Consider the following 13210-nt stretch of genomic DNA (forward strand, 5'->3'; position numbering starts at 1 on the left):
CGACAAGCAACATGGACATCAAGAACACGGTAGCGCTGGTGACCGGCGCGGGATCAGGCCTCGGCCTGGCGACTTGCAAAGCCCTGGTCGAAGCAGGCGCCCAAGTGGTGGCCGTCGATCTGGACGAAGAACGCCTGGTACGCGAGATGGCCCCGCTGGGCGAGCGCGTGCACACCCTGAAAGTGGATGTGGCCGACGACGCCAGTGTGGCGGCCGCCGTGGCGTTTGCGGTCGACACCTTCGGTGGCTTGCACGTGGCCGTGAACTGCGCGGGCATCCTGGGGCCGTGCAAGACCTTGTCCAAGGGTGAGCTCTTTCCGCTGGATCTCTGGAACCGAGTGATCGGCGTCAACCTCACCGGCACCTTCAACGTCATCCGGCACGCCGCACGTGCGATGGCGGCCAACGAGCCCAACGAGGATGGAGAGCGTGGCGTGATCGTCAACACATCGTCCGGCGCGGCCTGGCAGGGGCAGATGGGGCAGGCCGCCTATAGCGCGAGCAAGGCCGCTGTCATGGGTCTGACGCTACCGGTGGCACGCGACCTGGCGTCGCACGGGGTGCGCGTCGTCGCGCTAGCGCCCGGCCTGTTCGAGACCGGCATGTCGGCCGGCATGCCGGCCAAGGTGGCGCAAAACATCATCGACAACGTGATCCTGTTCCCGAACCGCATGGGGCAGGCGCCGGAGTTCTCGGCCCTGGTTTGCCACGTGGTGGAGAACGCCTACCTGAATGCCACCACGCTAAGCATCGACGGCGGGGCCCGGCTCTGATGCCCATCGTGCAAGCGCGCCACGACCTGAACAAGGAGACCCGATGGACATGATCCAACCTGGCAAAGGTCATTCGGCATGACGGCCGCCCACCCTGCCCACCACGACGACGTCGTGCTCTCGGCCCGCAACCTGCTGCTGCAGTTCGGTGGCATCGTCGCGCTCAACGACGTGTCCATCGACGTGCGCAAGGACGAGTTGCTGGCCATCATCGGCCCGAACGGCGCGGGCAAGTCCTCGCTCATGAACTGCCTGAGCGGCTTCTACCGCCCCAAGAAAGGTGACATCACGCTCGGCGGGCGCAGCGTGCGCCAGATGGCGGTGCACGAGGTTGCGGGCCAGGGCCTGGCCAGGACCTTCCAGGGCACGCACATCTTCTCGGGCATGACGGTGGTCGAGAACCTGATGGTGGGCCGCCACCTGCACATGCGCACGAACCTGGCGCAGTCGTTCTTCTACTTTGGCGCGGCCCGGCGCGAAGAGGTGGCCCATCGGGAAGTGGTGGAGGAAATCATCGAGTTCCTGGAAATCGAGGCCATCCGCCATGCCCCGGTGGGCAGCCTCGGCTATGGCCTTCGCAAGCGCGTCGACCTGGGCCGGGCGCTGGCTCAGGATCCTCGCATCCTCTTGATGGACGAGCCCATGGCGGGCATGAACGCGGAGGAAAAAGAGGACCTGGCGCGCTTCATCCTAGACGTGCGCGAGGCCAAACGCATTCCGGTCGTACTGGTGGAGCACGACATGGGCGTGGTGATGGACCTGGCCGACCGCATTGCGGTGCTCGACTTCGGCCGCAAGATCGCCGAAGGAACCCCCAAGGAGATCCAGGCCGATCCTGCCGTCATGAAGGCCTATCTCGGGGAGGACGGGCCATGAAGCTCCAGATCGAAACCCTGCCGCAGCTGTTGCAGCGCCGTGCGCAGGCCACGCCCGATCGGCTGTCCCAACGCCACAAGCAGCGCGGCATCTGGCGCGAGTACAGCTTCTCGGCGGTGCAGCGCCATGTGCTGGAGCTGACCCTGGGGCTGCACCGCATGGGCGTGCAGCGCGGCGCCACCGTGGCCATCATGGGCGAGAACGAGCCGCAGCACTACTGGGCCGAATTCGCGGCGCACGCGCTGGGCTGCAAGGTGGTCTCGCTGTATCCAGACCTGACGGCGGAGGAAGTCCGGTACCTGCTGGAAGACAGTGAGACGGTCTGCCTGTTCGCTCAGGACCAGGAACAGGTGGACAAGGGCCTGGAGGTCAAGGACGGACTGGGGCTGCTGCGCCACATCGTGTACTGGGACGACACGGGCATGTGGTCCTACAAGGACCCCGTCCTTAGCACCTTCGGGGCGGTGCAGCAGCAAGGGCGCGAGCTGGATGCGCAGGCCCCTGAATTGTACCGCTCGCTGGTGGCGCAGGGCACGCCCGACGATGTGGCGGTGTTGTCCTACACCTCGGGCACCACCGGCAAACCCAAGGGGGTGGTGCTCACGCACCGCTTCCTGATCGACAACGCGCAGCGCCTGATCCAGGCCACCGATGCCCAGCCGGGCATGGAGTACCTGAGCTACATCGCGCCGGCCTGGGCCACTGAGCAGATCAACGGGATTTCCATGGGCCTGGGCTTGCCCATGGTGGTCAACTTCCCGGAAAGCCCCGAGCAGGTGCTGGCCAACATCCGGGAACTGGCGGTCGAGGCCATGACCTTCGCCCCGCGCCAATGGGAAAGCATGGCCTCGTCGGTGCAGGCTCACATGCTGGACGCCGGGCCGGTGCGGCGTGCCGTGTACGAATGGGGCTTGAAGGTGGGGCATGCCTTCCACGTCGGCCGCCTGGATGGCAAGCCGGTCGGCTGGCTGGATCGCCTGCAGTTCCCCCTGGCCGAAGCCCTGGTCCTGCGGCCGTTGCGCGACCAACTGGGCCTGACCCGGTTGCGAATCGCCAGTTGCGGGGGGGCCACCATGGCGCCCGACGTGTTTCGCATGTTCCACGCCATGGGCGTGCCGCTGCGGAACATCTACGGCTCCACCGAAACTGGCCTGCTCACCTGCCACCAGGGCGAGCGCTTCGATCTGGAAACCGTAGGGCACTGGATGCAGGCGCACCCGCAGGCGGGCGCACCGCTCGAATGGCGGGTGAGCTCCGACGGCGAGCTCCAGATCCGGGGTGGGAGTCCCTTTCTGGGCTACTACCGACGGGAGGGCTCGGTCGAGTCCAAGGTCAAGGCCGGCTGGTTCCACACCGGCGATGCCGTGACCAGGACCGAGCGAGGAGAGCTGGTCTTTCTGGAGCGGCTGTCCGACCTGAAGCGGCTGCGCAGCGGTGACACCTTTCCGCCCCAATTCGTCGAGACGCGCCTTCGCTTCAGCCCCTTCATCAAGGACATCATGACCGTGGGCGATGAGCAGCGCGATTTCGTGGCCGCGCTCATCAACATCGACATGGCCGTGCTGTCGCGCTGGGCCGAAGACAAGCGCATCGGTTTCTCGACCTTCACCGATCTGTCGCAGCGGCCCGAGATCGCGGCCCTGATCAGCCAGGAAATCGCGCGTGTCAACCAGTTCCTGCCTGCGCATGCGCGGGTGAAGCGATTCGCCAACTTCCCCAAGGAACTTGATCCCGACGAAGGCGAGCTGACGCGTTCGCGCAAGCTGCGGCGCGAGTTCCTGGAGGAGCGCTACGGCGCCCTGATCCAGGGCCTGTACGACGGCTCCCGTGAGGTGCGGATCGACATCCCCGTGACCTACCAGGACGGACGCCGGAGCAACTTCAACGCGAACGTGTTCATTCACGATGCCGACGGATCCGGTGCAAACACCTCGACCGAACCCCAGCGCAGGAGGCCTGCATGAGCGATTTTCTGAACTACCTCATCAACGGGGCATTGACCGGTCTTCTCTACGCCCTGATGGCCATGGGCTTCGTGGTGATCTACCGCGCGTCCAAGGTGTTCAACTTCGCGCAGGGAGAGCTGGTCGTCTTCGGTGGTTACATGGTGTGGTGGACCATCATCCAGATGGGCATGCCGATGTGGCTTGGTCTGCCCGTGGCCTTCGCGAGCGCGGCGATCTTCGGGCTGATGATCGAGCGGATCTTCTTCGCTCGCCTCGTGGGCGAATCCGTCTTCTCGATGGTGATGGTGACCATCGGGCTGCTGATCCTGATCCGCGGCATCGTGCTGGTGTTCTTTGGCCCCCAGGTGCGCGCGTTCCCGATCATCTTTCCGATCGAACCCATCATCCTGGGTGACGTGGTCATCTCCCGCTCGCTGCTGTACGGCGGCCTGCTGACTATCGCCTTCGGCTTTGGCCTGTCCTGGTTCTTCAACCGGACCCGCATGGGCTTGACGATGACGGCCGTGGCCGAAGACCACCAGGTGGCCATGTCCATGGGTATCTCGGTGCAGCGCTCGATCGCCTTCGCCTGGATGCTGGGCGCCGCGCTCTCGACGCTGGGCGCCATGGTCCACCTGAGCGGCCGCTCCATCAACATGATGAGCTCCGACATCGGGCTGGCGGCGCTGCCGGTGGCCTTGCTGGCGGGCCTGGAGTCGCTGGCCGGGCTGCTGCTGGCCGGCATTCTGGTCGGCGTCATCCAGGGGCTGGCATCGGCCTACCTCGATCCCCTGGTGGGCGGGGCGCTGGGCTCGGTCTTCCCTTTCATCATCATGCTGCTGATGTTGTTGATCCGTCCCACCGGCCTGTTCGGCTGGAAAACCATTGAGAGGGTATGAGCATGGATCCCGCAGGCGTCTTCGCGACCTCGTTTACCCAGGACCAAGCGCTGGTGCGCACGCGCCGCCAGGCCGTGACACTGGTCCTGTTCGTGCTGGCCATGTTCTCGCTGCCCTTCGTCGCCGACGCCCGCGCGGTGGCGGTGATGACGTCGATGCTGATCACCGCCGTGGTGGTGATCGGCCTGCAGATCAACACCGGCCTGGCCGGCCAGATCAACATGGGCCAGGCGGCCTTCATGGGAGTGGGCGCGTACGCCACCGCGCTGCTGGCAACCAAGGGCGGCCTGCCGTTCTGGCTCGCGCTGCCGGCGGGCGGTGTGTGCGCGGCTCTGTTCGGCCTGGTGTTCGGCTTGGCCGCCGTGCGCATCAAGGGCTTCTACCTGGCCCTGACGACGATCGCGGCACAGATCCTGTTCCATTTCATGGTGCTGAACATGCCCGCGGCCTGGCTGGGAGGCTCCAACGGCATCACGGTCGAAGCGGCCCGGCTGTTCGGCCTGGTGCTCGACACCGACACCGGCGTCTACTACCTGTGCCTGGTGGTCGCCTGCATCATGATCGCCGGCGCCTACGGCGTGGCCCGCAGCCGGCACGGTCGGATCTTCGCCGCCGTTCGCGATGACGATGTCGCCTCCGGCATGATGGGCATCAACGTGGTGCGCACCAAGGCACTGGCCTTCCTGCTGGGTGCGTTCTACGCGGGCATCGGGGGAGGGCTGTGGGCGTACTACGTGCGCTTCGTCTCGATCGACCAGTTCACCCTGATCCACTCCATCTGGTTCATCGCCATGATCATCGTGGGCGGCATGGGCTCGGTGACGGGCGCATTGATTGGCGTGTTCGTCATCCGGCTTGCGCAGGAATCCTTCACCAGCGTGGGCCCTTCGCTGGTCGAGAGCTTCTCCTTCCTGAGCGGCGACGTGGTCTTCGCCGCGATGAACATTTTCCTGGGCGGCATCATCGCCGGCTTCCTGATTTTCGAGCCGCGTGGATTGATGCACCGCTGGAACATCCTCAAGCGTTCCTACCGGATGTGGCCCTACCCCTACTGATGCCGGATCTTCGCGGCCGTCCGCTGCGCTGGAGGACGGTCGATTCGTGTTGGACAGCGTGATCAAAATCAGGAGACTTGTGTGAATACAAACAATGGATGTCTGTCGGCCCTCGCGCGTCTGGCGCAATACGGCGCCTTGGCCGCGGGTGTGTTCGGTCTGGCGGGCACGGCCCAGGCGCAGACCACGTACAACATCGCCGGCCTGGCCGACTTCACGGGGCCCTATGCCGATGTCATGAAGGACATGACGGGCTGCCGCAAGGGCGTTCTGGACTGGTGGAGCGAAGAGGTGGGCAAGGCCCAGGGCGTGGCGCTTCGCATCAAGGAGTACGACACGCGCTACGATGTCGCGCAGGTGGCCAGCCTGTGGCCCGGCATCAAATCGGAACTCGACCCCGTGGCGATCCTGGGCATCGGCGGCTCGGACGCGGCGGCACTGCAGCAGCGCCTGCCCAACGACAAGGTGCCTCAGATCCTGGCCACCGCCGGCTATGGCTTCGCCTGGAAGAGCGACAGCTGGGTGTTCAACGCACGCGCCACCTACCCGCACGAAGTGGCGGCCTTCTACACCTGGCTGCAGAAAAAATCGGGTTCCACGGCGCCGATCAAGGTCGGCGTGATCTCGTCCGAGGTTTCCCCGGCCTACGTGGACATCCACAAGGGCACCGAGAAGTTCGCGAAGGACAACCCCAAGATCCTGGAGGTCGTGGAGACGGTCTACACCGAAGCCCAGCCGACTGACCTCACCCAGCAGGTGAACCGCTTGGTCCGCAAGGGCGCGACCGTGCTCCAGGTCTTCAACAACACGGCCTCCGTGGTGGCGACCCGCCGTGCACTTCAGAGCCTGGGCAAGACCAACATCCCCATCGTCATGTCGGCCCACAACGGCCTGGTTTCCTCGGGCAAGGCCCTGGGCGGGCTGGAGCAGATGGAGGGCAACTTCGAGGTCTACGGCATGGCCATGTCCACGGACGATCCCACTCCGGCACGCGCCTACTTCGAGCAGTTGCGCACCAAGTACAAGGCGCAGGTCAGCTACACCTCGGCCTGCATCATGGGCATGAGCCAGGGACTGATCGTGGCCCGTGCCGTCGAGCAGGCGATCAAGACCAAAGGTGCCAAGGGCGTCAAGGGCGAAGACGTGCGCGCGGCGCTGCTGACCACGCCGATGCCGAGTGAACGCAGCTTCGGCGTGCTGCCCGACCTCCAGTATGGCAAGGACGCGCCCTTCCCCACCGAAGGCCTGGCCGTGAACATCGGCACGGTCGAAAAGGGCAAGTACAAGCTGCTGGAGCAGAACGTTCCCATGCCCGTGCTGAACAAGTGGTAAATGAACCCTGGCCTGGATCCGGATCGATTCCGATCCAGGCCCACTCCAATGGAGTCCCCTGTGCTTGAACTGAACAACGTCGAGGTCCTGTACAGCGATGTCATTCTCGCGGTCAAAGGCATTTCGGCCAAAGTGCCTGCCGGGCAATGCGTGACCCTCCTGGGGGCGAACGGTGCCGGCAAGAGCACCACGTTGAAGGCCATATCGAACCTGATCAAAACGGAAGACGGCCGTGTGACGGCCGGCACCATCAGTTTCGATGGTATCGACATCGCGGGGGGCAATCCGGCCGACCAAGTCCGTCGAGGCATGGTGCACGTGATGGAGGGCCGCAAGGTGCTGCGGCATATGACGGTGGAGCAGAACCTGGTGGTCGGCGGACACATGGGCTCCGGGCGCGATGCCAGGGCCCTGCTGGACGAGGTATATGGTCGCATCAAGCGGCTTGCCGCCCTGCGTCACCGCACGGCGGGCTACCTGTCCGGGGGCGAGCAGCAGTTGCTGGTGATCGGGCGTGCCCTCATGGCCAAGCCCAAGCTGGTCATGATCGATGAACCCTCGCTGGGCCTGGCCCCGCTCATGGTGGAGGAGGTCTACGGCCTGCTGTCCGAGCTCAAGGCCAGCGGCCTGACGCTGCTGATCGTCGAGCAGAACACGCGCGTCGCGCTGGAGCTGGCCGACTACGGCTATGTGATGGAGGGTGGCCGCGTCGTGCTCGAAGGCCCGTCGACCAGCCTGCGGAGCAACGAGGACGTGCGCGAGTTCTACCTGGGCCTGACGGTGGAAGGTGAACGCAAGAGCTTCAGGGACATGAAGCACTATCGCCGCCGCAAGCGGTGGTTGGGCTGAGGGCATGGCCCGTCGGAACCGACAGACAAAATTCAAGGATGAGCAATGAGCAGCGTGTCGAATGCGTTTTTGAGCGAACAGGAAGTGATGATCCGGGAGTCGGCCCGCCGCGTGGCCAACGAGGTGGTGGCCAGCACCGCTGCCGAGCGCGACCGCAGCAGCGCCTGGCCTCACGATGAAATCCGGGCGGTGGCTGAACTCGGCTTCATGGGAATGCTGGCGCCCCAGGCCTACGGCGGATCTGGGCTGTCGTTCGTGGAGTACTGCCTGGCTATTGAGGAATTCGCCGCAGCCGATGGCGGCTTTGCCACCATGATGCATGTGCACAACTCGGCCGCGCACGTGCTGCGGTCGTTTGGCACCGAGGAGCAGATGAACTCCTTTCTGCCCGAGCTGGCCAGTGCGCAACGTATCGGGGCCTTCCTGCTGTCCGAACCCCAAGCTGGATCGGACACCGCCGCCATCCGCACCACGGCCCGGCGCGAGGGCAACAGCTATGTGCTCAATGGGAGCAAGCAATGGATCTCAAACGGCAGCGAGGCCGGCTTCGCACTGGTGGTCGCCGCCACGGGCGATCCGGGCTCCCGCGACCGCTTCAGCCTCTTCATCGCGGATCCGAAGGAACCGGGGTACCAGTGCCTTCGAATCGAGAACAAGCTGGGTCAGCACACGGCTCACACCGCCCAGATCCAGTTGGACAACCTGCGTGTGCCAGCGAAGAACATGGTTGGCGAGGAAGGGCGTGGCTATGGCAAGGCGCTCTCCTTGCTGTCGGATGGCCGCATCGCGATCGCAGCGCTGTCCATCGGCATTGCCCGTGCTGCTTTGGAGGCCGCGATCCACTACGCGAAGGAGCGGGAGGCCTATGGCAAACCGATCGCCGAACTGCAGGCCGTGAGCTTTGACCTGGCGGAGATGGCCACGCAGGTGGACGTGGCCCGCCAGTTCATGCTGTACGCCGCGCGCCTGACGGATGCGAAACTGCCGTCCATCAAAGAGGCTGCGATGGCCAAGCTATTTGCCAGCGAAATGGCAGAGAAGGTCTGTTCGGCTGCGCTGCAGGTCCATGGCGGCTACGGCTACGTGAATGACTTCCCCGTCGAGCGCTATTACCGCGACGTGCGGGTGACGAAGATCTACGAAGGCACCAGCCACATCCAGAGGCTGATTATTGCGCGCCAGATCTTGGCAGGATGACTCGGGCTTGCGACTTGAAGCTGCGATTAGCCTGTCCGATATCATCGAAGCCCAGCCTGCATCCGGGTTAACGCGCAGAGGACACTGCAAGAATGAGCACGCAGATTGACGCCAAGCCTAAGTCGAGACCCCGCGGCAACGCCGCCAGACGTCCAGGCAAGGGCGTTAAGTGGAACAACGCGGTGGGTGGCGCGGATGAGCAGTACCAGCTCAAGAAGCAGGCGGTCATTGCCGAGGCTTCTCGCACCTTTGGCCGCCATGGGTACAAGAACGTGTCCCTGGACGAGATTGCCGCCGCGCTCAATGTCACCAAGCCCGCTCTCTATTACTACTTCAAGAACAAGCAGGAGCTGATCTACGAGTGCCACGAACTGTCGATGAGGCTTGGTGACCAGGTGCTGAAAGACGCCATTGCATCAGAGGGAACCGGGTATGGGCGCGTCACTACCTTCATCAAGAACTACATCTCTCTGCTGACCGACGAGATGGGGGCCCCTGCCATCCTCCACGACTTCTCTGCGATGACGGCGGCGGATCAGCGCAAGATCACCTTGAGGCGCCGCAAGTTCGATTTGGAGTTGCGCCAGGTGTTCGAAGAAGGCATACGGGATGGATCCATCGCACCGTGCGATGCCAAGCTGGCGGTCTTCTGGTTCATGGGAGCCGTCGGCGGGATTTCCCAGTGGTTCCACGCAGAAGGTCGTCTGCGTGGGGATCAGGTCGCCGACATATTCATCGGCCTGCTGGCCCATGGCATTCGACCGGCTGCGCCGGAAAAGGGCGGCGCGAGGGGGAAGTCTTGATCCGATGTTCGGAACCATTGACCGTGATCAGCCAGCCCTGAAGCGCGTAAAGAAGTCGAATGCCACAGTCGATTGACCCAGACCCTGCCGCAAAAGCGGGGCGTACCGAGCCCGAGGTCGAGCGGGCCAAGTGCGCCTTGCGGCCGCAAAGACTTAGGTCTTCGGCGGCCGCAGGTTCTCAGTTGGGAAAGTCCGCACCGCGGATGTCGTCGAAGAACCACTCGTCAACGGTCAGCTTGAGCGTACCGCGCTTCTTCATCAGTTTGGCCGCAAGCTTCGGAGACGCGTAGTTGGTGAAGTCGAACTCGAATCCCGTGCGCACGTCCCCACTGTGGTTCGTCAGTTCCATCGCCTCTGCATCGGTCAGCTCGTGCGCTTCGGCCACAGTCAGCTTGAGCTCTGCGGCCAATGCCTCAGCCAGTGTGCGATGGCGCAACTCCCCGCCCTCAAACTCGCGCCAGGCCTGACGCGCGGCGCGAACGACGTGTGAGCCGTAGCCCGCAAAGTAGTCTTCCACCTCGCGCCAGGTAGAAGCCCCGATAGGGAAGGATTTGTCACGCTGGATGTCGCCAGCGACATCACCAATTGGGTCACTGCGACCTCGCTGGCCTTCGAGCCAGCGATGGAATGGAGCGCGCGCAGCCTCTTTTGCGACCTGTGTTGCACGCAAAGGCGTCTCCAGCACGTTCGGGGCACCGTCAGGGCGGTACTTCCGGCCGCGCTCCTCGGCCGGCAAGGTGTTCCATTGAGCAAGGCTGGAGAGGAAGCGCTCGCCGTCCTTGCCGTCGGTGTGATAGCTGGTGGGCACCAGGTGGTCCAGTGGCCAAAAGACGTCACAACGGGCGCAATAGCACTTCGTAGGGTCGTCTTCCACAACGTCTCCGTGCAGGTAGTAGCGGTACGGACCGGATGGGCGCAACGGCTTCGGCGCGTCCGCGACAGCCTGCGACGAGCTATCGCTGTGCTTCGACAGCAGCGACCAGTTGGTGAAGCCGTTCTGCACCGCAATGCGGTCCAGGGCTTCGCTGTGGCAGATGGAGAGTGCGCGGCCGAGCTTCTTCGCTTCGCGGCGGAAGCGCTCGAGCTGCAAGGGAGAGAAAGATGTAGCCATGACTTGACTCCGCGGTCGCGGCAAGTCCGATGCGCCCACACACCGAGCCAGCGGCGACCATTGGAAGGTCAAGGCAGGACTCGTCTTGAAACTCGCGCTGTCAGTACGACTTCGCCTCGTGGGCGGGCAAGCCGGCGGAACGGCTTGAGCCGAAGCATAGCGACACTTGGGCCGAATTGTCTAGTACCCCTGGAGGCGTCAGCAGCGCACCAGACGCCTACCTGTTGAACGTTCGTAAAGTCGCGTGCCTGTCTCACGTACATCTAGGTGCTCAGGCCGCCATCGACCATCAGGAGACTTCCGGTAGTGAAGGAGCTCATGTCCGACGCCAGATACAACGCCGAACGTGCGATTTCCGGAGGAGTGGCATGGCGTCCCAGCGAAATCTACTCGTCAAACATGGTTGCGGCATCTCGTTGGATGGCCTGCGAAATCTGCCGCTCTATGCCGAGCTGGAAGTCATTGGAAACCGGTCCAGGGTGAAGGGTGTTCACTCGGATGCCCCGGTGGCCTGCCTCCTTCGAGATGGAGCGCATCAGACCAATCTGCGCATGCTTGGCAGTGATGTAGGCGTACACGCCCTCAGCTCCAATGACGCCTGCCACACTGCTCGTGATGATGATGCTGCCGAAGTCGGCCATGTGCGGAAGAGCGTACTTGCAGACCAGAAACGCGCCGCGAACGTGTACAGCCATCACGCTGTCAAACACGTCTTCCGGGTACTCCGCGAGCGGCGCCACGACGCCAGCATTGCCAGCGTTGCTGAACAATACGTCGATGCGGCCCCAGGCTTGGCGCGCGGCTTCGATGAACGAACGAACGTCCTCGGCGCGTCTTACATCGGTCATGTGCACGTGAACCCTGTCGTCGTTGAGTGACTTCACTGCCCAAGAATCACTTTGCCTTGGAGCAACGTCTCGGACTGAGCCTGCTTTTCGCGGTGGGCAGTTGCCGTGCCACTTCAGGCATTGTCATTCCTTCCAGCACGTGGGTGATGACTTGCCGCTCTCGTCCCGAGAGAGCCGCCATGGTGTGCCTGGAGAGCTTGGCTGTCGCTCTCTCCTGCCTCGCCACTTGCATGTGGCGTCTTACCGCGCTGCAGGTAAGTCGTGCCTTCTGAGTCAACGCAGAGATGTCTTTTCCGTCGAAATCAGGGTGGGAAAGGCTGCGGCAGAGGTTCACGGCTACGCGGCAGCCATCGCGGAACACCGCCAGCAGGGAGAGTCGTTCTCGAATTCCCGTCTCTGCGTAGCAGACGGCGCGGTACTCCTCGTTGGAGACGTGTTCGGCCAACTGGTGGCTGCACCACAACTGCAATGCGCTCGTTGGCTTCTGTCTGCCAAGCCACAGCATGTTGGAATCCTGCAGGTCGAATCCCATGCGCAGGTAGTCGACCGCGGTCATCGATGCGGCTTACATAAGGGAGTGTTCAGCACCGCATGGGTGAACTCAATCAGCGGTGCGGGCGCTTTCGGCGCAAGTGCTGCGCTCGATATCGTTTAGGTTGAAAGCACTTTTCTCCGTTGGATTTCTTGTCTCTCCCTGGTCGTTGATACGCTCTGTAGCGCACGTAGAGATTCTCTAGACCAATGGCCGATTCGATGTCCTACGGAATCAGGACGGGCCAACCCGAAAAACCTCACCGCGTCAGTAGCGAGTCGACGGTCCAGTAACTGGTCGCCGTGGCCCATGCCGCATTCGCACTCACCGTCTTGTCGCTCTCAATCTGCGGTGGGGCTGGGGGTGCTTCCACGTCAAACCAGCCGTAGAGTGGTCGGCACTGGTGCTTCAGCCTTGGGAGCGTTGTCAGCGGAGAGGCCAAGATCATGGCGACTTTGGTGGAGATTGCAAACGCACTGGTCTATGCGGGACGGACCAAGCTGAGCAGCGTCACTCTAGAAACGCGGGCGCGATGCATCGGCGTTTCGATGTTTGTAGAAGCAGACTCCTCGAAACTCGTCGTGCCTGTCTGGGACGGTCTTTTGAGGCCGAAGGGGTTGCCCGAGGACGTCCACGCCAAGCCGTTGGCCCTCGTTGTGCGCGCCATCTACTCCGACGAATTGCGCGCGTAGTTGGTGGCGTTGGGAATTGAGTGCAAGTCAAGTGTCCTGAAGAATGGACCAAGTTCTTGAGGGAGGATTCTCAGATGAGGCAGAGGCGTCATCCGCAAGGCCAACATTCCGCTCGAAAACTGAGGGTGTGGTCCCCCGAAGGCGGCAGAAGATCGGTCTACTGATCTATGTTGCTTAGACGAAGAAACGCACCAGGATGCGCAGTTCTCGACTCTATTTGCTGCAACGCAGCGGTAGGCCACGCGGACTGCGGCGGCAGTTTTCGACATTGGGCGGAGTACGATGTCCTTCGACCTT

Annotated in this window: 12 protein-coding genes and 1 pseudogene; 10 read left to right on the top strand and 3 right to left on the bottom strand. The window is 63.3% G+C overall.

The window, feature by feature from the left end:
* Positions 1-11 precede the first annotated feature (11 nt).
* The 9 genes from BHU06_RS18915 (at position 12) to BHU06_RS18955 (ending at position 9730) form a co-directional block, all read left to right on the top strand.
* Complete coding sequence (locus BHU06_RS18915) at positions 12-773, top strand: SDR family NAD(P)-dependent oxidoreductase (RefSeq protein WP_070400775.1); 762 nt, start codon at positions 12-14, stop codon at positions 771-773.
* 78 nt (positions 774-851) lie between these two features.
* Positions 852-1649 (top strand): ABC transporter ATP-binding protein, encoded by a 798-nt coding sequence (locus BHU06_RS18920; RefSeq protein WP_070400776.1) that lies wholly within the window; start codon positions 852-854, stop codon positions 1647-1649.
* Positions 1646-3613, top strand: a complete 1968-nt coding sequence (locus tag BHU06_RS18925) for a long-chain fatty acid--CoA ligase (protein ID WP_070400777.1) — start codon at positions 1646-1648, stop codon at positions 3611-3613. Before BHU06_RS18920 ends, BHU06_RS18925 begins: the two co-directional genes overlap by 4 nt.
* Positions 3610-4494 (top strand): branched-chain amino acid ABC transporter permease, encoded by an 885-nt coding sequence (locus BHU06_RS18930; protein WP_070400778.1) that lies wholly within the window; start codon positions 3610-3612, stop codon positions 4492-4494. The genes BHU06_RS18925 and BHU06_RS18930 overlap by 4 nt, the downstream gene beginning before the upstream one ends.
* Positions 4495-4496: 2 nt before the next feature.
* Positions 4497-5549: a branched-chain amino acid ABC transporter permease gene (locus BHU06_RS18935; protein ID WP_083293316.1), complete on the top strand. Its 1053-nt coding sequence runs from the start codon at positions 4497-4499 to the stop codon at positions 5547-5549.
* A gap of 81 nt (positions 5550-5630) precedes the next feature.
* Positions 5631-6881: an ABC transporter substrate-binding protein gene (locus tag BHU06_RS18940; protein ID WP_083293312.1), complete on the top strand. Its 1251-nt coding sequence runs from the start codon at positions 5631-5633 to the stop codon at positions 6879-6881.
* Between the two features lie 60 nt (positions 6882-6941).
* Positions 6942-7730 carry an ABC transporter ATP-binding protein gene (locus tag BHU06_RS18945; RefSeq protein ID WP_070400780.1) on the top strand — a complete coding sequence of 263 codons (789 nt, stop codon included), beginning with the start codon at positions 6942-6944 and terminating at the stop codon, positions 7728-7730.
* 45 nt (positions 7731-7775) lie between these two features.
* Positions 7776-8927 carry an acyl-CoA dehydrogenase family protein gene (locus BHU06_RS18950; protein ID WP_070400781.1) on the top strand — a complete coding sequence of 384 codons (1152 nt, stop codon included), beginning with the start codon at positions 7776-7778 and terminating at the stop codon, positions 8925-8927.
* Between the two features lie 92 nt (positions 8928-9019).
* Positions 9020-9730 carry a TetR/AcrR family transcriptional regulator gene (locus BHU06_RS18955; protein WP_083293313.1) on the top strand — a complete coding sequence of 237 codons (711 nt, stop codon included), beginning with the start codon at positions 9020-9022 and terminating at the stop codon, positions 9728-9730.
* Between the two features lie 178 nt (positions 9731-9908).
* Here BHU06_RS18955 and BHU06_RS18960 read toward each other — a convergent pair whose 3' ends face one another.
* The 3 genes and pseudogenes from BHU06_RS18960 to BHU06_RS22620 all read right to left on the bottom strand — a co-directional run bounded on the left by BHU06_RS18960 (position 9909) and on the right by BHU06_RS22620 (position 12245).
* Entirely contained in the window at positions 9909-10841 is a 933-nt protein-coding gene (locus BHU06_RS18960; protein WP_070400783.1) for a YozE family protein, read from the bottom strand.
* A gap of 263 nt (positions 10842-11104) precedes the next feature.
* Positions 11105-11725: pseudogene (locus BHU06_RS18965) on the bottom strand (SDR family NAD(P)-dependent oxidoreductase).
* 10 nt (positions 11726-11735) lie between these two features.
* On the bottom strand, positions 11736-12245 hold the full coding sequence (locus tag BHU06_RS22620) for a hypothetical protein (RefSeq protein WP_139147118.1): 510 nt from the start codon (positions 12243-12245) through the stop codon (positions 11736-11738).
* 422 nt (positions 12246-12667) lie between these two features.
* On the opposite strand from BHU06_RS22620, the gene BHU06_RS18970 reads away from it, so the two are divergent.
* Positions 12668-12913: a hypothetical protein gene (locus BHU06_RS18970; protein WP_070400785.1), complete on the top strand. Its 246-nt coding sequence runs from the start codon at positions 12668-12670 to the stop codon at positions 12911-12913.
* Positions 12914-13210 lie beyond the last annotated feature (297 nt).

The sequence above is a fragment of the Hydrogenophaga sp. PML113 genome (genome assembly GCF_001777155.1).
In the GTDB taxonomy this organism is placed as follows: domain Bacteria; phylum Pseudomonadota; class Gammaproteobacteria; order Burkholderiales; family Burkholderiaceae_C; genus Hydrogenophaga; species Hydrogenophaga borbori.

Excerpts from the sequence above, each read along its gene's own strand:
- BHU06_RS18915 (WP_070400775.1), top strand. The coding sequence starts at position 12 with ATGGACATCAAGAACACGGTAGCGCTGGTGACCGGCGCGGGATCAGGC.
- BHU06_RS18920 (WP_070400776.1), top strand. The coding sequence starts at position 852 with ATGACGGCCGCCCACCCTGCCCACCACGACGACGTCGTGCTCTCGGCC.
- BHU06_RS18925 (WP_070400777.1), top strand. The coding sequence starts at position 1,646 with ATGAAGCTCCAGATCGAAACCCTGCCGCAGCTGTTGCAGCGCCGTGCG.
- BHU06_RS18930 (WP_070400778.1), top strand. The coding sequence starts at position 3,610 with ATGAGCGATTTTCTGAACTACCTCATCAACGGGGCATTGACCGGTCTT.
- BHU06_RS18935 (WP_083293316.1), top strand. The coding sequence starts at position 4,497 with ATGGATCCCGCAGGCGTCTTCGCGACCTCGTTTACCCAGGACCAAGCG.
- BHU06_RS18950 (WP_070400781.1), top strand. The coding sequence starts at position 7,776 with ATGAGCAGCGTGTCGAATGCGTTTTTGAGCGAACAGGAAGTGATGATC.
- BHU06_RS18955 (WP_083293313.1), top strand. The coding sequence starts at position 9,020 with ATGAGCACGCAGATTGACGCCAAGCCTAAGTCGAGACCCCGCGGCAAC.
- BHU06_RS18960 (WP_070400783.1), bottom strand. The coding sequence starts at position 10,841 with ATGGCTACATCTTTCTCTCCCTTGCAGCTCGAGCGCTTCCGCCGCGAA.
- BHU06_RS22620 (WP_139147118.1), bottom strand. The coding sequence starts at position 12,245 with ATGACCGCGGTCGACTACCTGCGCATGGGATTCGACCTGCAGGATTCC.
- BHU06_RS18970 (WP_070400785.1), top strand. The coding sequence starts at position 12,668 with ATGGCGACTTTGGTGGAGATTGCAAACGCACTGGTCTATGCGGGACGG.